Raw genomic sequence first — 18812 nt, forward strand, 5'->3', positions numbered from 1 at the left:
CAGTATCAAGAGCCAGATGTTGATCGTATCGGTGCTGCCGTTGCTGGCGTTCGCACTGATGCTGGGCAGTTACTTTATCCACAGCCGGGTACAGGATACCGACCAGGAGCTGACCAGCCGTGGCCAGACGATCGCCCGCCTGATGGCGGTGTCGGTGGAGTTCGGCTTGCTGACCGGCAACCAGCCGATGCTGGCCGGCCAGTTGCGGGCGCCACTGCAGCAGGAGGATGTCGCCGATATCGTGGTGCTGGACCGCCAGTTCGACGAATTGGCCCGCCGACACGACACCGATATCCCGGTGGAGCGGCAGGATGCCTATCCCCGTTTCGAAGATGATCACGGCTTCTTCCTGGCGCCGGTGACCACCAGCGGCATCGCCTTCCTGGATTCGCCGGAGCTGGCTGGCGGCAGCGCCGAGAAGGAGATTATCGGCTGGGTGGTGGTGGTGATGTCACGTGAAGCCACCTACGTGCGGCAGCGGGATATCGTGCTGAACGGCATCGGTCTGCTGGTGTTGGGGATGGTGGTGGCGTTGCTGCTGGTATCCCGCTTCAGCCGCAATATTATCGGCCCGGTGGTCGACCTGACCGGGGTGGTGCAGGAGATCCAGAGCGGCAACTATCGCCGCCGCGCGCGTGAGCACGCCCGTGGCGAGCTGCAGGTACTGGCGCGCGGTTTCAACCGGATGGCGGAGCGGATCGAGGAATCGAACCGCTCGCTGGAGGCGCGGGTGGAGGAGAAAACCCGCATGGTGCGTCGTACCCTGGCGGACCTGGAACGTAAGAACAACGACCTGACCCGGGCCCGCGAACGGGCCGACCGGGCCAATGTGGCCAAGGACGAGTTCCTGGCCCGGATGAGCCACGAACTGCGTACTCCGCTGACCTCGGTGTTGGGCTTTTCGCGGATGCTGAGCGATACCGAGCTCAACCCCGACCAGCGGGAGTTCACCCGGATCATCAATCACACCTCCAACCTGTTGCTGTCGATCATCGATGACATTCTCGACTTCTCCAAGCTGGAGTCGAACGCCATCAGCCTGGAGGCATTGCCGTTTTCGCTGGCTGACTGCGTACAGGATGTACTGGAGATGCTGGCACCGGTGGCGCATGAGAAACGGATCGAACTGGTACTGCTGCTCGATCCGGAGTTGCCGATGCAGGTGCTGGGCGACCAGGTGAGGGTACGCCAGGTGCTGTCCAACCTGGTCAGCAATGCGTTGAAGTTTACCGACCAGGGGCAGGTGCTGGTGTCGCTGACGCCGGGCGCGCGCAATGGCACCATCCAGACGGTGCAACTTCAGATACAGGACACCGGCATCGGGATCCCGGCCCGCCAGGCGAAGAACCTGTTCCGGGCATTCAGCCAGGCCGACACCTCGATCACCCGGCGATATGGCGGGTCCGGGCTGGGGCTGGCGATTGCCCGCCGGCTGGTGCAACTGATGGGGGGAAGCATCGATCTGCAGTCGGAAGAGAACCGCGGCACCGAGGTGACGCTGGACGTTCCGTTCCCGGTGGTGACGCCGGCGATGCGCGTGTCGCAGCCGTTGCTGGAGCGGGCGCTGATCTACGATGCCAATCCCCAGGCGCGCAAATCGGCGCGCTACCAGTTGCACCGGGTGGTCAACCGGACGCAGTCGGTCAGTTCGCCACAGGCGGTGCTCGATACGCTGAACCAGCTGTCCTTCGACGCGGTCTTTGTCGGCATCGGCCCGCAGGATGAGCTGTCCCATCAACTGGTCGATTGGCTGGCCAAGGTCCGGGCACTGCATCGGGGCCGACTGGTATTGCTGAGCGGCCAACAGCGTGAGCTGCCGGACACGCTGGCGGTCGATCAATTACGTAAACCGCTGCAGCCGAAGGCGCTGCAGACGTTGCTGCAACCGGATGGCGAGGCGATCGAAGTGTCGGATCCGGCGGGGCCTTCGTTATTGCCGGCGAGTACCCAGATTCTGGTGGCCGAGGACAACAACTTCAACCGCCTGCTGCTACGTCGCGTACTGGAACGGGCCGGCGCTCAGGTACTGGAGGTGATCAGCGGCGTCGAGGCGGTGGTCTGTGCCGAGGAGTTCGATCCGGCACTGATCCTGATGGATGTGCATATGCCGGAGATGGATGGCATCGAGGCGACCTCGCGTATCCGCCAGGCCGGCTATCGCAAGCCGATCCTGGCGTTGACCGCCAATGTGGTGGACAGCGAGCACGAAGCGTTGCGTGCCGCCGGCGTCAACGAGGTGCTGTTGAAACCGATCGACGACCGTCTGCTGATCGAACAGATCAACCGTTATCTCGGCGAAGTGCTGGCACCGCTGCCGGATAATGGCGAGCAGGGCACCGACCTGTCCCGTTACGAGATCGGCCAGGACCAGCTGCATAATGAACTGGAGTCGCAGTTGGAGGGATTGCATCAGGCGTTCTCCGCCAGCGACCGGGAGCGGCTGCGGCACCATACCCACCAACTGATCGGCCTGGCCGGACTCTACGATATGCCGGAGCTGGAGGTGGTCAGCGTCGACCTGAACCGGGCCGCCAAGCAGCTGGGGATGCGGGATATCTGGCAACAGCTGTGGCGGCTGCGGCGGCTGATCGAGCATCAGCAGTATTAGATGAGTTAACAGTATTGAGTAAACAGTTAACAGTGGTTGGCTGCCAGCTGCAGGTTCCGGCTTCGTCTCTGGTGACTGTTAATTTCAAGTTAGTTAACAGGATTGAGTAAACAGGTGACAGTGGTTGGCTGCCTGCTTCAGGTTCCGGCTTCGTCTCTGTCTACCATTAATTTCATGTTAGTTAACAGGATTGAGTAAACAGATGACAGTGGTTGGGTGCCGGTTTTGGGTTCCGACTTCGCTCTGTCCACTGTTAATTTCAAGTCAGTTAACAGGATCGAGTAAACAGGTGACAGTGGTTGGGTGCCAGCTTCGGGTTCCGACTTCGCTCTGTCCACTGTTAATGTCAAGTCAGTTAACAGGATTGAGTAAACAGATGACAGTGGTTGGGTGCCAGCTTCGGGTTCCGGCTTCGCTCTGTCTACTGTTAACTAAAAAACTGTTAACTCAAATCTGTTAACTCAAAACTCCCTATACACCGGCTCTTTTTCGATCAGCCGGGCCAGTTCGTCGGCCAGTTTGGCGATCCGTTCTCGGCCGGCGCGGTCGTACAGGTAGCCGTTCAGGCCGGGCGAGGCGGGCGGTAGTTCGTCGCTGCCCTCTTCGATTTCAACACAGCACTGGCGGATGCGGTCCAGTTCCGGGTCGTAGTAGAGCGGATAGCCGATGAACATCTCCCAGGCCGCCCGTTCGGTGGTGCGCGCTTCGACGCCGCGCAGCAGCTTCAGTATCTGGCGCCGGGTGGGGCGGTAACGGGTATTGCGGGTGTAGTACAGGACCACCGCCAGCAGCCCCGTCACCAGCAGGGTGAACACGAAGACGGCGATAAATTCCATATTTTCTAGAAAAACCCTAGTGTCGGTCGAAGGCGTAGCTATGGATTGCCCGCGCGGCCGACAGGATCTGCTCCTGATGCTGGTTTTCCAACTTCCTCATCTCACGGATATAGCGCCGTTGCTGCGTTTTATCCAATTTCTGCCACTGTTCTTTGATCGGGATATGCTGGGTCTGTTCGAAGATCAGTACGAAGATGTCGTAGGGCTCCTGGCGCAGCAGGTGCGGTGCCAGCGACTCCAACAGCACCTTGATGCGGATGCAGCCTTCGGTGAGGGTCAGTTTTTCGTCGGTTTCCATCGCCTGGGACAGCACCCGGATACTCTCGATCAGGTAGTCGCGCTGCTGCTGGGCTTTCTCGGCGGCCTGCTGCTCGAGCGCCTGCTGGCGCTGGCGGTGGTCGCGCTGAAACTTCAGCTGTTTCCAGATGAAGAGGCTGAGGCCGGCAATCAGTAGCAGGCCGGTGGCGATCAACAGGTAGGTGACGTAAGAGGGCATTGCTGTTCCATCGTGTTCAGGGGCTCTGTCCGGCCGGTTCCGGACTCTGAACGCGATATTATCCATGATTTCGCCGCTAAACCCAGCGGCTCGGTCGGAAATGCCTGCCGAGGAGGTGGCCCGACGCGTTTACCGTCGGGCGATCGACTGCAGCACCAGCCCGGCCTGGCCGTTGGCCAGCAGTTGCTCGATGCTGTCGGCGGCCATCGGCAGCACGCTGATCAAGGCATCGGCCGGTACCCGCAGGCAATCTTCCTGCGGTTGCAGCTGGTCAACCAGCAACAACACCGGCAGCGGCTGGGCGCGCAAACTGGTGAGGTTGCGCTGCTGCTGCGGATCGCCGTCGAAGCGGATGGTGCGCTGGCGATGGTCCTGGGCGTCGAGGTGGTCTTCGCTGGCGAAAATATTGCCTTGCCAGTGGGTCAGTATCAGGCAGTGCTGCATGCGTGGGTACCGGAATGATCGAAGCTGTCAGTATCGGCTGTCGGCCGCCATCGGCAGGCGCAGCAGCTGGTCGGCCGGCAGGCTGTCGCGCACCTCGGCCGGCAGGCCGCGGGTTTCCGGGCCGAACAGCAGTACGTCACCGGCCTTGAATTCAACATCGCTGGGGAAGCGCTGTCCCTTGGTGGTCAGCGCCCAGACTTGCGGCGGTTGCAGCTCGGCCAGGCAGCTGTCCAGGTCGGCGTGGATCCGCACCGCGGCGAACTCGTGGTAATCCAGCCCGGCACGGCGCAGCTTCTTGTCGTCGAAATCGAACCCCAGCGGCTCAATCAGGTGCAGCTGGAAACCGGTGTTGGCACACAGGCGGATGATATTGCCGGTATTGGGCGGAATCTCGGGCTGGTAGAGCACCACATGCAGCATGGCGTTGCTATATCTCAGGCTAACGGGAGCGCCATTCTACGGCAGCCGGTGCCCCCTTTGCTACGGGTAGGCAGGGCGCCGCTTGCTGCTTGAAGCTTACCGCTCCCTACTCCTCATCATGGTTGTCGGCGGTTTCCATACCCAGCTCCTTGATCTTGCGGGTCAGGGTGTTGCGACCCCAACCGAGCAACTGGGCGGCGTCGCGGCGGCGGCCGGCGGTGTGCTTCAGGGCTGTCTCGATCATCACCCGTTCGAACGCCGGCACCGCTTCTTCGAGGATACCGCATTCGCCGCTGGCCAGCTGACGGTCGGCCCACTGCTGCAACGCCTGCTGCCAGTTGTCGCTCTGTGCCGGCCGCTCGCCATGCTGCTCGAGCAGCTCCGGTGGCAGGTCGGGGATCAGCACTTCTCGACCCGATGCCATCACCGTCAGCCAGCGGCAGGTGTTTTCCAGCTGGCGCACGTTACCGGGCCAGGGTAGCTGACTAAGGAAGGCTTCGGCTTCCGGATGCAGCCGCTTGGGCTCTACCCCCAATTCCTTGGCGGAGCGCTGCAGGAAGTGATGCATCAGTGCCGGGATATCCTCGCGCCGTTCGGCCAGTTTGGGTAGGTGGACGCGGATCACGTTGAGGCGGTGGAACAGGTCCTCGCGGAAGCGGCCCTGCTCTACCAACTGCTCCAGGTTCTGGTGGGTGGCGGCGATGATCCGTACGTCCACCTGTACCGGGGTGTGGCCGCCGACCCGGTAGAACTCGCCGTCGGCCAGCACCCGCAACAGGCGGGTCTGGGTGTCGGCCGGCATGTCGCCGATCTCGTCGAGGAACAGGGTGCCGCCGTCGGCCTGTTCGAAGCGGCCGTGACGGGCGCTGGCGGCACCGGTGAAGGCGCCTTTCTCATGGCCGAACAGTTCCGACTCGATCAGGTCGTGCGGGATCGCCGCCATGTTCAGCGGAATGAACGGCTTGGCGGCACGTGGGCTGTGACGATGCAGGGCGTGCGCGACCAGCTCTTTGCCGGTGCCGGATTCACCGTTGATCAACACCGTGATATTGGACTGCGACAGCCGGCCGATGGCGCGGAACACCTCCTGCATCGCCGGCGCTTCGCCGATGATTTCGGCCTGGCTCTCGCGGGCGCGGGCGGTGACCTGCTCCTGCTGTTTGTGAGCGTGGGCCACGGCGCGCTGTGCCAGCGCCACCGCTTCGTCGACGTCGAACGGCTTGGGCAGGTATTCGAAGGCGCCGCCGGAGTAGGAGGCGACCGCCGAATCGAGGTCCGAGTGGGCGGTCATGATGATGATCGGCAGCCCCGGATGCTGCTCCTGAAGCCGTTCCAGCATCTGCAGGCCGTCGGTGCCGGGCATCCGGATATCGCTGATGATGGCATCCGGCTGCTGGCACTCCAGCTGGTGCAGCATCTCGTCGGCGGTTTCGAAGCATCGGGTGGTCAGGCCGCTGTTGCTCAGCGCCTTTTCCAGAACCCAGCGGATGGAACGGTCGTCGTCGACGATCCAGACGTTACCGGACAGTGTCATGGTTTCGCTCCAGTGGAATAAATAGTTGGAAACAGGTGTGGCCGGGCTCGGTGGTGCATTCGATCAGTCCCTGGTGCTGGTTGATGATCGACTGGGCGATCGACAGGCCCAGGCCGCTGCCCTGCGGGTTGCCGCTGACCATCGGGTAGAAGATTTTGCTGAGCATCTCGTCTGGGATGCCGGGGCCGTTGTCGATGATCTCGACGCTACAGACCAGCCGGTGTTTCTCGCTGCCCAAGGTGATCTGGCGCAGCGCACGGGTGCGCAGCTTGATCTGGGGCTCGGCAATGTCGGCATCCTGCAGCACCTGCATGCCATTGCGCATGATGTTCAGGGTGGCTTGGATCAGCTGTTCCGGGTCGCCTTCGAACTCCGGGATGCTGGGGTCGTAATCGCGTTGGATCTTCACTTGGCCGGCGCTTTCGGCATCGATCAGGCTGGCAACCCGTTCCAGGATCGCATGAATGTTGACCGCTTCGATCTTCGGCAGCTGGCGCGGTCCTAGCAGCCGGTCCACCAGGTTACGCAGCCGGTCGGCCTCTTCGATGATCACCCGGGTGTAGTCGTGCAGGCTCGGGTCGGTCAGTTCACGCTCCAGCAACTGGGCAGCGCCGCGAATACCGCCGAGCGGATTCTTGATCTCGTGGGCCAGGCCGCGCACCAGCATGCGGGCGGTCTCGTGCCGGCTCAGCAACTCCTCCTCCCGCTCGATCCGCATCAACCGGTCGCGTGCCTGGAACTCGATCAGCAGGAAGGTTCGCTGCTGCAGCGGCACCGGGTTGATGCTGTAGTCGACGGTCAGTTCGTGGTTGGTCTGGCTGCGCATCTTGGCCTCGCGCCGGGTCAGCGGGTGGCCGCTGTCCCGGGCTTCGGCCAGTATCTGCAGGTCGGTCTGGCGATCGGAGAACCACTCGTCGATCCGTTTCTTGCGCAGCTGGCGCACGCTGGCTTCGAACAGCATCTCGGCGGCCGGGTTCATGTAGTCGATCACCAGATTGTCATCCAGCATCACCACGGCGTTGGATAGGTTGTCGAGAATCTGTTTATGGAGCATGGGCATTCCTGGTGTCCTGTTATCTATGTAACTGCAAGAAACAAACCAACTTTTTGTTTGGTCGAATAGCGCGGCCAGGCGCGACAACGGGCGGCTGTTGTCTTTTAGTGTAGCGCTGCGCACTTAGCAGTGCACCAATCTGGTGCATGGTAGGTCAGCTGATGGTGCGGCCGGTGAAGTGGTGGTGCAGGGTTCTGCTGTAGGGAGGGGCAGTGAACGTATTGAAGTGGGCCGCTAACGGCTCGAAGCTATTGACCTGCAGCCTGCAGCTCCCCGAAGGGGTACAAAAAAGCCTCCCGAAGGAGGCTTTTGTCTGACGGTGGAGAGAGATCTTATACGGAGTAGTACAGATCGAACTCGACCGGGTGAGTGGTCATGTTCACTTTTTCGACCTCTTCGCGCTTCAGGCCGATATAAGCGTCGATCATGTCGTCAGTGAATACGCCACCCTTGGTCAGGAACTCGCGATCCGCATCCAGCTCTTTCAGGGCTTCTTCCAGAGAGGAGGCAACCTGCGGGATTTCGGCCGCTTCTTCCGGCGGCAGGTCGTACAGATCCTTGTCGGCCGATTCGCCCGGGTGGATCTTGTTCTGGATACCGTCCAGGCCGGCCATCATCAGTGCCGCGAAGCACAGGTACGGGTTGGCGGACGGGTCCGGGAAGCGTGTTTCGACGCGACGGGCTTTCGGGTTGGTCACGTACGGGATACGGATGGAAGCGGAACGGTTGCGGGCGGAGTAAGCCAGCATAACCGGTGCTTCGAAGCCCGGTACCAGGCGCTTGTAAGCGTTGGTGGACGGGTTGCACAGCGCGTTCAGGGCTTTCGCGTGCTTGATGATACCGCCGATGTAGTACAGCGCGGTTTCGCTCATGCCGGCGTAAGCGTCGCCGGAGAACAGGTTGACACCGTCCTTGGACAGGGACATGTGAACGTGCATACCGGAACCGTTATCGCCAACCAGCGGCTTCGGCATGAAAGTGGCGGTCTTGCCGTAGGCGTGGGCAACGTTGTGCACGCAGTACTTCAGGATCTGAACTTCGTCCGCCTTGGCGGTCAGGGTGTTCGGACCTACGCCGATCTCACACTGGCCGGCAGTCGCCACTTCGTGGTGGTGGACTTCGATGGTCAGGCCCATGGACTCCATGGCGTCGCACATAGCGGCACGCAGGTCGTGCAGGGAGTCGATCGGCGGAACCGGGAAGTAGCCGCCCTTAACGCGCGGACGGTGGCCGACGTTACCGCCTTCGATGTTGTGGCTGGAGGCCCAGGCCGCTTCTTCGGAGGAGATGGTGTAGCCGCAGCCGCTGATGTCGGCGTGCCATTTGACTTCGTCGAATACGAAGAACTCCGGCTCCGGGCCGAACATGGCGGTGTCGGCGATGCCGGTGGACTTCAGGTACTCTTCGGCACGCTTGGCGACGGAACGCGGGTCGCGCTCGTAGCCCTGGCCGGTGGCCGGCTCGACGATGTCGCAACGAACGATGACGGTAGCGTCTTCGGAGAACGGATCCAGCACGGAGGCGCTGTCGTCCGGCAGCAGGATCATGTCGGATTCCTGGATGCCTTTCCAACCGGAGATGGAGGAACCATCGAACATCTTGCCTTCTTCGAAGAAGTCGTCACCCATGTCGGAAACCGGGATGGTCACGTGCTGTTCTTTACCTTTGGAATCGGTGAACCGCAGGTCAACCCAGCGTGCGTCGTTTTCTTTGATCAGATTCAGAGTCTTCTCTGACATTTGGCTTTCTCCACTATTGAATTGCCAGACCCTTAAATAGCTTCCGTCCGCCGGAGCAGATCGGCCTTGGTATCTCAACTAGCAAGGACTGTGCCATCATCCGTTGGCCGCTTGCTGCCGGGCTTTGGGCGGGGGTACACGCGCAGAGCCGGGTAATCTGTGCACCGTTTTTGTGCGACATGAATTTTATGTGCGCTATTTTGGTGCATTGCAGAGGGCGCATCGCCTGAGGCTCGATCATCATACTCCAACCCCGGCGAAACTTCCCACCGCTCGCACTGCTTGGGCACGAACTCTTTGGCTGATGAACGGAAAGGTCCGCATCAAATCGGTGCAGCGATTGGCTCACCCATCGTAATCTGCCTTCGGGTGGAGCCTGTTGAGCCCGCCTGGCGCGCGCTGTGGTGACCAGATCTCGGGCACAGCGGGGTGGCGCAGAGCCGGATATGCAGATGAGGGCGGTTCTTTCCGCTATTAGCTTTCACCTCTAAGCTGTTAATATACGCCCGCCCGACCCTGGCCGCAGTGATGTTGATAGAGGGTTGGCTTTATCAATTCAGTACACCGCGGTGTACATAGTTCAACCCAAGCTAGGGTCTAAAGCTTAATATGTCTTTTGAAATCAATAAGTTGCGCAATATTGCCATCATCGCTCACGTTGACCACGGGAAAACCACGCTGGTCGACAAGCTGCTGCAGCAGTCCGGCACTCTGGGCCGTCGCGATGAAGGTACTGAGCGCATCATGGACTCCAACGATCAGGAGAAAGAGCGCGGCATTACCATTCTGGCGAAAAACACCGCCATCGAGTGGAACGGCTACCACATCAATATCGTGGATACTCCGGGACACGCCGACTTCGGTGGTGAGGTGGAGCGCGTACTGTCCATGGTCGATTGCGTCTGCCTGCTGGTCGATGCTGTTGACGGTCCAATGCCGCAGACCCGCTTCGTAACCCAGAAGGCGTTCGAGCAGGGCCTGCGTCCGATCGTGGTGGTCAACAAGGTCGACCGTCCGGGTTCCCGTCCGGATTACGTGATCGACCAGGTGTTCGACCTGTTCGATAGCCTGGGTGCCACCGAAGAGCAGCTGGACTTCCCGATCGTTTACGCCTCGGCGCTGAACGGTGTGGCCGGTCCGGAGCCGGATCAGCTGGGTGAAGACATGACCCACCTGTTCGAAGCGATCGTCGAGCACGTCGAGCCGCCGCAGGTGGATGTCGACGGGCCGTTCCAGATGCAGATCTCTGCGCTGGATTACAACAGCTACACCGGCGTTATCGGTGTCGGCCGCATCAAGCGCGGCAGCGTCAAGACCAGCACCCCGGTGAAGGTGATCGACCGTGACGGCAATGTGCGTGGCGGCCGGGTCCAGAAGATCATGGGTTACCTGGGCCTGGAGCGGGTCGAGGTCGAGAGCGCCCAGGCGGGCGATATCGTCTGCATCACCGGTATCGACGAGCTGAACATCTCCGATACGCTGTGTGATCCGGACAACGTCGAAGCGTTGCCGGCGCTGTCGGTCGACGAGCCGACTGTCTCCATGACCTTCCAGGTGAACGATTCGCCGTTCGCCGGCCAGGAAGGTAAGTTCATCACCAGCCGTAACATCAAGGACCGACTGGACCGTGAACTTATCCACAACGTGGCGCTGCGCGTTGAGCCGGGCGAAACCCCGGAGAAATTCAAGGTATCCGGCCGTGGTGAATTGCACCTGTCGGTACTGATCGAAACCATGCGTCGCGAAGGCTTCGAACTGGGTGTCTCCCGTCCGGAAGTTATCCAGAAAGAGATCGACGGTGAGATCCAGGAGCCGTACGAGCTGGTGATGCTGGATGTGGAAGATCAGCACCAGGGTTCCATAATCGAGGAGTTGGGCAAGCGCAAGGGCGACATGACCAACATGGAAGTGGACGGTAAGGGCCGCGTGCGGCTGACCTTCATGATCCCGTCGCGCGGCCTGATCGGCTTCCGTTCGCTGTTCCTGACGCTGACCTCCGGTACCGGCATCATGACCTCGATCTTCGACCACTACGGTTCGGTCAAAGAGGGCGAGGTGGTCAGCCGGATCAACGGCGTGCTGGTATCGATGGTTACCGGTAAGGCGCTGGGTTACTCGCTGTTCGCACTGCAGGAGCGTGGTCGTCTATTCATCGACCCGAACATCGAGGTGTACGAGGGGATGGTGATCGGTATCCACAGCCGTTCCAACGACCTGGCGGTCAACCCGACCAAGGGCAAGCAGCTGACCAACGTGCGCGCCTCCGGCACCGATGAGAACATCCAGCTGACTCCGCCGATCCGCTTCTCCCTGGAGCAGGCGCTGGATTTCATTGAAGATGATGAGCTGGTGGAAGTGACGCCGGAAAGCATCCGTATCCGCAAGAAGCTGCTGAAAGAGCACGAGCGCAAGCGCGCCAAGAAGTAAGGATGTGGGGCGTCGTGCCCTAGACAACCGAACAATGCCAGTCGCTGTTTCAGCGGCTGGCATTTTTTTTGTAAGTTTTAAGCGTAAAGTGACGAGTTAACAGTGGTGAGTGGCAGAGGATGCGTATGGCCCGCAATCTTCACTATGAACTGTGAACGCTCGCGCCACTATACTGCTGTGAATAAAAGAACCAGGAAAGGTAACCATGCTGAAGCTGTATCCGGATATTCACCCCTATGCCGAGCATCGGCTCAAGGTCGACGATGTCCACACCCTGTATGTCGAGGAGAGCGGTAACCCGAACGGCCTGCCGGTGTTGTTCGTGCATGGCGGGCCGGGTGGCGGAACTTCCGGGTCGCACCGTTGTTTCTTTGATCCATCGAAGTACCGCATCGTATTGTTCGACCAGCGCGGTTGCGGCCAGTCGACCCCGCATGCCGAGCTGATTGGCAATACCACCCAGGCGCTGATCGCGGATATGGAACAGATCCGCGAACGGCTGGGGATCGAGCAATGGCTGTTGTTCGGCGGTTCCTGGGGCTCGACACTGAGTCTGGCGTACGCCGAGACCTACCCTGAGCGGGTGTTGGGGATGATCCTGCGTGGTGTATTCCTGTGCCGCGAGCAAGACCTGCACTGGTTCTACCAGCGTGGTGCCAGTGCGCTGTTCCCGGATTATTGGCGCGAGTACGAGCAGGAGATCCCGCTGGCCGAGCGGCACGACATGCTGGCGGCGTACTACAAGCGGCTGACCTCGGATAACGAGATCGCCCGGATGTCGGCGGCCAAGGCATGGTCGATCTGGGAGGGGCGCTGCTCCACGCTGGACCCGAACAACGACGTGGTCGATTACTTCTCCGACCCCCATGTGGCGCTGGCGATGGCGCGGATCGAGGCTCATTACTTCATCAATCAGGCGTTTCTGGAACCGAATCAACTGCTGCGCGATGCCGACCGCATCCGTCATATCCGCACCGTTATCGTGCATGGCCGCTACGACGTGATCTGCCCGATCGAGCAGGCGTTCGCACTGTACGACGCATTGCCGCAGGCCGAGCTGCATATCGTGCGCGATGCCGGTCACTCCGCCTTCGAGCCGGGCATTACCGATAACCTGGTGCGTGCCACCGACGATTTTGCCCGTTCGCAGGCCTGATAATCGCTCCCGCGAGGCGCTACAATCTGCCGCTTTGTAGCTGATCGAAAGGGAGTGGCCGATGAAGGCGCTAATTCAGCGGGTGTGTTCCGCGTCTGTGGATATCTCGGGGGAGCGGGTTGGTGAGATCGGCCCGGGTATCATGTTGCTGTTGGGGGTGGAAAAGACCGATAGCGAATCTCAGGCGGATAAGCTGTTGGACAAGGTGCTGGCCTACCGCATCTTTTCCGACGAGGATGGCAAGATGAACCTGAACTTGCAGCAGGTCGGCGGCGGTCTGCTGGTGGTCTCGCAGTTCACCCTGGTGGCCGACACCCGCAAGGGGCTGCGGCCCAGCTTCTCCTCCGGTGCGACGCCGGAACAGGGTGAGCGCTTGTACGATTACTTCGTTGAGCAGGCGCGGGCTCGGCATGCCGAAGTGGCGACCGGTCGCTTTGCCGCTGAGATGCAGGTGGGGCTGGTGAACGACGGGCCAGTGACTTTCCTGCTGGAGACAAACTGAGTAGCCAGCGGCCTGGGCCGCCGGTGAGCAAAACAAAAAAGGTTCATCGCGTTTTAGCGGGAAGCCTCGAACCAGTTGGTTGCAGCTGTATGAGACAGGGCGGGGAAAGTGGGAGGCGCCCTCGCGTGGTCCGGCAATCCGGCGATCTCCCCCTGTTTGTCATCTTTTACCAAGCTGGGGTTGCGCCTGCTGGCGCGTCAAGGCGGCCCGCGCAGGGGCTACCGCCTAACAATCCCGATTGCCTCCACTGAGCGCCTGATCCTGTGCACGGTCCGATCCATCGGCTGGCAAAAAGAACTCGCTCGTCCCTCGCTCAGACAGCTTTTTGCCTGATCGCCGCTGCATCGAGCCGTGCTAGGGGGCGGCCGGCCAGGTCGCTCAGAGTCGGCCTATACAGGGGTGCCAACGGTAAGTTTATGACTGGCGTAGACGTTTCCCACTAATCCGTGAAGAACCACAAAAAAGGGCGCCGGATGGCGCCCCTTTTTTAGCGGTTGTCTAATGTGCGGTTGTTACTGCTGAACCTTCTGCTTGCCGCTGATGTTCACTTCGACGCGACGGTTGGCGCGCAGGCAGTCCTTCAGTGCAGTGCCACGGCTTCCGCAGGCTTTGACCGGCATGTTCTCGCCCATGCTGCTGGTGTGGATCTTGCTGCTGTCGACACCGGCGTTGGCCAGTGCCGCTGCCACTGCGTTAACGCGCTTGGCGGCCAGTACGTCGTTATAGCCGTTGCTGCCGAGGCGGTCGGTATGGCCGATCAGCTCGACGCTATTCAGTTGGTCCAGAGAGCCGATGTAGTCGACGATGTCGGAGATGTCGCCCACTTCAGTGCTGTTGAAGTCGAACAGTACCAGGTGTTTTTCAGTAACGTTCTTCAGCACCATCTTCGGTGCGGGAGCCGGGGCCGGCGCCGGGGTCGGTTCCGGTGCTTTGACAACCGGTGCCGGTGCGCCACATTCAGGGGTCGCCTTTTCCGGCGACCAGTTACCGATACGCCAGCAGCCGCCGAAGCCGGTGCGCACGTTATCACTCTTGGTGTTGGTCAGGTAGCCGGAGTTAACCGGGTGTGCCTGGGCGGAGATGCTGATTCCCAGGGTGATTGCCAGGCCGGCAGACAGTACGAGCTTGTTCATAATTCCATCCTTACGAATAACAGGCTGTAGGGCTTGAATGGTCGATGACCGAGCGTTCAGGCTCAAGCCCAAGTTTAGCGTCCTTATCCTTAAAAGTACCTTACGCGCATTTATTTAGTTATAAAAACGAGCGGGGAGATCGGCCGTAAAGGTACAAAAGTATGCTTCGTGCATTCGAACAGTCGTCTGCGCGAAGCAAAGATCATCCGTTAAAAGGGGTTAGGGGAGTACCTTTTTATACGGCTTGACGGTGACTTTTTCATACACCCCTGCCGCGAAATAGGGGTCGGTATCGGCCCAGGCTTGTGCCGCGTCCAGTGATTCGAACTCCGCCACCACCAGGCTACCGGTGAAACCCGCTTCGCCCGGATCCTCGCTGTCGATGGCGGGGTGCGGGCCGGCGATCAGCAGGCGGCCTTCGTCGCGCAGCGCTTCCAGTCGGGCCAGGTGGTCGGGCCGGGCGGTCATTCGCTGCTGCAGGGTGCCGGCTTTATCTTCAGCGATGATTGCATAGTACATGGCGTTCTCCAGATGGGACTCAGTGTTTCTTTTCGTCGCTCGGCAGGTGGCGCGACAGGTACAGGCCCTGGCCGATGATGAAGATCAGGGTCAGGCCCAGCATGCCGAACAGTTTGAAGTTGACCCAGGCTTCCTCGCTCATCGTGTAGACCACGGCGATATTGGCGAAGCCCATGGCGGTGAAAAACAGCACCCAGGCAAGGTTCAGTCGACGCCAGATCATGGCCGGCAGGCTCAGGGCGCTGCCCATCAGGCGCTCGACCACGGTTTTCTGGCCGATAAACTGGCTGCCCAGGAAGGCCAGGCCGAACAGCCAGTTCACCACCGACGGTTTCCACTGGATGAAGGTTTTGTCCTGAAACAGCACCGTGGCGCCGCCCATCAGTACCACCAATACCAGGGTGACCAACTGCATGGTTTCGATCTTGTGGGTGCGGAACCAGGTGTAGGCCATCTGGGCCAGCGTGGCGGGGATCAGCACCGCGGTGGCGATGATGATATCGCCGGTGCTTTTATAAACCGCGAAGAAAATAATAATCGGCAGAAAATCGAGTAGTAATTTCATGGAACCATTGCCTGTCGGAAAGGGGCCAGTATAAAGTCGCATTACCAATCGATAAACCTTCTGGCCCTATGATTCCGCAACGATACGATCTGCACTGTCACTCAACCGCCTCCGACGGCACCCTGGCACCGGCGGACTTGCTGGCGCGCGCCGAGCAGCGCGAGCTGGAGGTGCTGGCGCTGACCGATCATGACACGGTGCAGGGCTGCATCGAACTGCAGGCGCTGGACAGCCCGGTACAATTGGTCAACGGCACCGAGCTGACCTGTCTATGGGGGCGGCGGGTGGTGCATATCGTCGGTCTCGGCGTACGGCTGGCAGATGCCGGTTTGCAGGAGTATCTGGCCGGTATTGATCTGCTGCGCCAGCAGCGTGCCGAACGGATTGCCGAGCGGCTGATGAAGAAAGGGTTACCGGATCTGCTGTCCGATGCCCGCGGCCAAGCGGCCGAGGGGGTGGTCGGCCGGCCCCATTTTGCCCAGGCGATGGTTGCCCGCGGCCTGGTGTCGTCCGAGCAGCAGGCGTTCAAGCAATATCTGGGGGCGGGAAAGACCGGCGACGTTAAAATGGACTGGCCCACTCTGGCGCAGGCGGTGGCGGTTATTCGGGCGGCTGGTGGCATTGCGATTGTCGCGCACCCCACTAAATACCGGTTCAGCTTCACCAAAATTCGCGAACTTGTGGAGGATTTTAAAAACTGCGGCGGGCGTGGCCTGGAGGTCAGTTATACCGGTATATCCCCATCCCATCATCTGGAGCTGTTAAAGCTGGTGGAGCAATCAGGCCTGCTGGCGTCGGCTGGTAGCGATTTTCACAGCCCCGGCCATCACTGGACCGATATCGGACGTTTCATGGCATTGCGCAGGGAAGTGCCGCATGTGCTGGAATATCTCCTTTAGCCAATGCCATAGCTGGATTAAACTGTCTGCATATACATCCTTTACAGGCGGGTTGCGCAGTGAGTCAGTTTTTTCAGATCCATCCGGAAAATCCCCAGCCACGTTTGATCAATCAGGCGGTCGACATACTAAATCAGGGTGGGGTGGTGGTTTACCCGACCGACTGCGGCTACGCCTTGGGCTGCCACCTGGGCGATAAGGCGGCGGTGGAGCGAATCAAGCGTATTCGCCAGCTTGACGATAAACATAATTTCACGCTGGTTTGTCGCGATCTGTCCGAAATCAGTACCTATGCCAAGGTGGATAACCAGAACTACCGATTGTTGAAGGCCCATACCCCGGGCGCCTATACCTTCATATTGAAAGCCACCTCGGAGGTGCCGCGCCGGCTGCTGCACCCCAAGCGGCGCCGGATCGGTATCCGGGTGCCGGATAGTCTGATCGCGCAGGCGATGATTGAGGGGCTCGGTGAGCCGATCATGAGCGTCTCGTTGATTCTGCCGGGTGAGGAGTTACCGCAGACCGATCCCTACGAGATTCGCCAGTTGCTGGAACATCAGGTGGATCTGGTGATCGATGGCGGTTATTGCGGTCTGGAGCCGACCACCGTGGTTAGCCTGGTCGACGAGGTGCCGGAGTTGATAAGGGCCGGTGCCGGTTCGATCGAGGATTTTCAATAACCCCAGGGTTGGTGGAGCTTTCCGTTAGAGGTGGCGGTTAACTTTAAATTCAACGGTTCAGCAAGCGTACGTTTTATTTACAGTTGCATCACAAAATTGTCTCTTTGCACCTTGAAAAAAAATTAACTATAAAGATAATTAACCCTCCCAGATAACAGGTTCGGTGGAAAAGAGAATGTCTGAATTTATTAAGACGCTGACACGTAAAAACTCCCTGCGTAAACAGTGTCAGGAGCTTGCGGTCGCCGATATCGAAAAAGTTCTTGATGATCTGAAAGCGATTCTCGAAGAGAAGCAGGAAGAAGAGCAGGCGCGGATCGAGGCTGAAGCTGAGAAAACGGCTAAGATTGAAGCGATTCGCAAAAGCATGCTGGAGGCGGGTATTGACCTGTCCGATCTGGAGCAGCTGGTTGATACCGCACCGAAGAAAAAAGTTGCGCCCAAGTACCGCATCGTAGATGCGAATGGCGTGACGCATGAGTGGTCCGGCCGCGGGCGCACTCCGCTGGCGTTCCAGGAGTACTTTGATAGCGGCAAGACCAAAGAAGATTGCCTGATCAAATAAGACTTTCCTGTTAGGATAAAAGCTCTCCAGGACGAGGTCCTGGAGAGCTTTTTTTGTTTACGAGATTTCGAAATGGCTGATGAAAAGCTGCAAAAAGTTCTGGCCCGCTCCGGTTACGGTTCAAGGCGCGAGATGGAGCGTTGGATCGAAGAGGGGCGTATCCAGGTGAACGGCGAGCGTGCGACGCTCGGCGATCGGATCGGCCGCAAGGATATAGTGCTGGTGGACGGGTCTGAGGCCAAGCTGGTATTTGAAAGCCAGGCCGACCGTCGAGTATTGCTGTACAACAAGCCGCTGGGTGAGATCTGTACCCGTAGTGATCCGGAAGGGCGGCCGACGGTCTTCGACCGGCTGCCGCCGTTGCCGTCGGGCCGCTGGATTGCGGTGGGACGGCTGGATATCAATACCTCGGGCCTGCTGCTGTTTACCAACGATGGCGAGCTGGCCAACCAGCTGATGCACCCCTCGTCGCAGATCGATCGCGAATACGCGGTGCGGGTGCTTGGTGACGTGACCGACGATATGCTCAAGGCGATGACCGAAGGGGTGTTGCTGGACGACGGTATGGCGCGTTTCACCGATGTGCAGTTCTTCGACGGCGAGGGCGCCAACAAGTGGTTCCACTGTGTCGTGATGGAAGGGCGTAACCGCGAAGTGCGCCGGCTGTGGGAGTCCCAGGGGATTACCGTCAGTCGTCTGAAGCGGGTCCGTTTCGGGCCGGTGTTCCTACCTAGTGACGTCAAGGTCGGTACCTGGCGCGAGTTGTCGCAGAAGGAGGTTAAGGGGCTGGGGGCGATGTTCGGCCTGGCGCCGAAGCGGGCGCCGAAGCTGACGCCGGAACAGCGCATCAATCAGGAGCGTCGCTTTAAGCGGCAGAAAGTGCGTCAGGACGTCAGCCGCAAGAAAAAGCAGGACTGACATTCACCGGGCGGTCAGGGGCGCAGGTTTTCGATCGCTGGCTGAAGGCTGCTTATCGCCAGTCGGTGAAGTTGCTGGCCGGGTCGCCGGATCACGCTTCCTGTCGGTTTATATCGGCAGCTGTTGTTGCGCCGACCCGCTGTTAACTTGCAACTCCTGACTGTTTACTGCATATAAAAACGCAGCCGGTTGGCTAATGCCAGTCAGTTAAGCCAACTGACTGGCATTTTTCTTTCTCACGGGGTAGCGGCATGGGCAGCTCTTTAATGCCCGGGGATAACGCCGCTCTCGCCTTGTCGGCAACACGAAAGTGGCTG

Annotated in this window: 18 protein-coding genes; 8 read left to right on the forward strand and 10 right to left on the reverse strand. The window is 59.9% G+C overall.

The annotated features are described in order from the left end of the window. Positions 1-16: 16 nt before the first annotated feature. The gene (locus tag K6T12_RS13185) at positions 17-2608 is read left to right on the forward strand and encodes an ATP-binding protein (protein ID WP_222223246.1); all 2592 of its coding nucleotides are present in this window, start codon (positions 17-19) and stop codon (positions 2606-2608) included. Between the two features lie 461 nt (positions 2609-3069). Here K6T12_RS13185 and K6T12_RS13190 read toward each other — a convergent pair whose 3' ends face one another. From K6T12_RS13190 to glnA, 7 genes are all read right to left on the reverse strand, one after another. Then, entirely contained in the window at positions 3070-3444 is a 375-nt protein-coding gene (locus K6T12_RS13190) for a hypothetical protein (protein ID WP_222223248.1), read from the reverse strand. A gap of 16 nt (positions 3445-3460) precedes the next feature. Continuing rightward, the gene (locus tag K6T12_RS13195; protein ID WP_222223250.1) at positions 3461-3940 is read right to left on the reverse strand and encodes a DUF2489 domain-containing protein; all 480 of its coding nucleotides are present in this window, start codon (positions 3938-3940) and stop codon (positions 3461-3463) included. A gap of 129 nt (positions 3941-4069) precedes the next feature. Next, a complete protein-coding gene (locus K6T12_RS13200; protein WP_222223252.1) occupies positions 4070-4384 on the reverse strand; it encodes a hypothetical protein in 315 nt (104 codons plus the stop codon). Positions 4385-4411: 27 nt separating this feature from the next. Next, entirely contained in the window at positions 4412-4804 is a 393-nt protein-coding gene (locus tag K6T12_RS13205; protein ID WP_222223254.1) for a tRNA (cytidine(34)-2'-O)-methyltransferase, read from the reverse strand. Between the two features lie 106 nt (positions 4805-4910). After that, positions 4911-6338: a nitrogen regulation protein NR(I) gene (glnG, locus tag K6T12_RS13210; RefSeq protein ID WP_222223256.1), complete on the reverse strand. Its 1428-nt coding sequence runs from the start codon at positions 6336-6338 to the stop codon at positions 4911-4913. Continuing rightward, positions 6322-7392 carry a nitrogen regulation protein NR(II) gene (glnL, locus tag K6T12_RS13215; protein ID WP_315853606.1) on the reverse strand — a complete coding sequence of 357 codons (1071 nt, stop codon included), beginning with the start codon at positions 7390-7392 and terminating at the stop codon, positions 6322-6324. Before glnL ends, glnG begins: the two co-directional genes overlap by 17 nt. A gap of 332 nt (positions 7393-7724) precedes the next feature. Then, positions 7725-9131, reverse strand: coding sequence for a glutamate--ammonia ligase (gene glnA, locus K6T12_RS13220; protein ID WP_222223260.1), 1407 nt, complete (start codon positions 9129-9131; stop codon positions 7725-7727). Between the two features lie 609 nt (positions 9132-9740). Between glnA and typA the strand changes: the two genes are divergently transcribed. The 3 genes from typA to dtd all read left to right on the forward strand — a co-directional run bounded on the left by typA (position 9741) and on the right by dtd (position 13216). Beyond that, entirely contained in the window at positions 9741-11558 is a 1818-nt protein-coding gene (gene typA / locus K6T12_RS13225) for a translational GTPase TypA (protein ID WP_222223262.1), read from the forward strand. A gap of 205 nt (positions 11559-11763) precedes the next feature. Beyond that, positions 11764-12714, forward strand: coding sequence for a prolyl aminopeptidase (gene pip / locus K6T12_RS13230; protein WP_222223264.1), 951 nt, complete (start codon positions 11764-11766; stop codon positions 12712-12714). A 61-nt stretch (positions 12715-12775) separates the two neighbouring features. Then, on the forward strand, positions 12776-13216 hold the full coding sequence (gene dtd, locus K6T12_RS13235) for a D-aminoacyl-tRNA deacylase (RefSeq protein WP_222223266.1): 441 nt from the start codon (positions 12776-12778) through the stop codon (positions 13214-13216). A 512-nt stretch (positions 13217-13728) separates the two neighbouring features. Here the strand turns inward: dtd and K6T12_RS13240 are convergent. From K6T12_RS13240 to K6T12_RS13250, 3 genes are all read right to left on the reverse strand, one after another. Next, on the reverse strand, positions 13729-14349 hold the full coding sequence (locus tag K6T12_RS13240; protein ID WP_222223268.1) for an OmpA family protein: 621 nt from the start codon (positions 14347-14349) through the stop codon (positions 13729-13731). A gap of 219 nt (positions 14350-14568) precedes the next feature. After that, positions 14569-14868, reverse strand: a complete 300-nt coding sequence (locus K6T12_RS13245) for a YciI family protein (RefSeq protein ID WP_222223270.1) — start codon at positions 14866-14868, stop codon at positions 14569-14571. A 19-nt stretch (positions 14869-14887) separates the two neighbouring features. Next, complete coding sequence (locus tag K6T12_RS13250; RefSeq protein ID WP_222223272.1) at positions 14888-15433, reverse strand: septation protein A; 546 nt, start codon at positions 15431-15433, stop codon at positions 14888-14890. Positions 15434-15501: 68 nt separating this feature from the next. Here K6T12_RS13250 and K6T12_RS13255 point away from each other — a divergent pair, with 68 nt between their 5' ends. The 4 genes from K6T12_RS13255 to rluB all read left to right on the forward strand — a co-directional run bounded on the left by K6T12_RS13255 (position 15502) and on the right by rluB (position 18495). Then, entirely contained in the window at positions 15502-16332 is an 831-nt protein-coding gene (locus tag K6T12_RS13255) for a PHP domain-containing protein (RefSeq protein WP_222223273.1), read from the forward strand. 59 nt (positions 16333-16391) lie between these two features. Then, a complete protein-coding gene (locus K6T12_RS13260) occupies positions 16392-17012 on the forward strand; it encodes an L-threonylcarbamoyladenylate synthase (RefSeq protein ID WP_222223275.1) in 621 nt (206 codons plus the stop codon). A gap of 175 nt (positions 17013-17187) precedes the next feature. Then, positions 17188-17577, forward strand: a complete 390-nt coding sequence (locus K6T12_RS13265; protein ID WP_222223277.1) for an H-NS histone family protein — start codon at positions 17188-17190, stop codon at positions 17575-17577. A gap of 72 nt (positions 17578-17649) precedes the next feature. Then, positions 17650-18495 (forward strand): 23S rRNA pseudouridine(2605) synthase RluB, encoded by an 846-nt coding sequence (gene rluB, locus K6T12_RS13270; RefSeq protein ID WP_222223279.1) that lies wholly within the window; start codon positions 17650-17652, stop codon positions 18493-18495. Positions 18496-18812: the final 317 nt, after the last annotated feature.

The organism is Marinobacterium arenosum (genome assembly GCF_019795155.1).
GTDB lineage: Bacteria > Pseudomonadota > Gammaproteobacteria > Pseudomonadales > Balneatricaceae > Marinobacterium_C > Marinobacterium_C arenosum.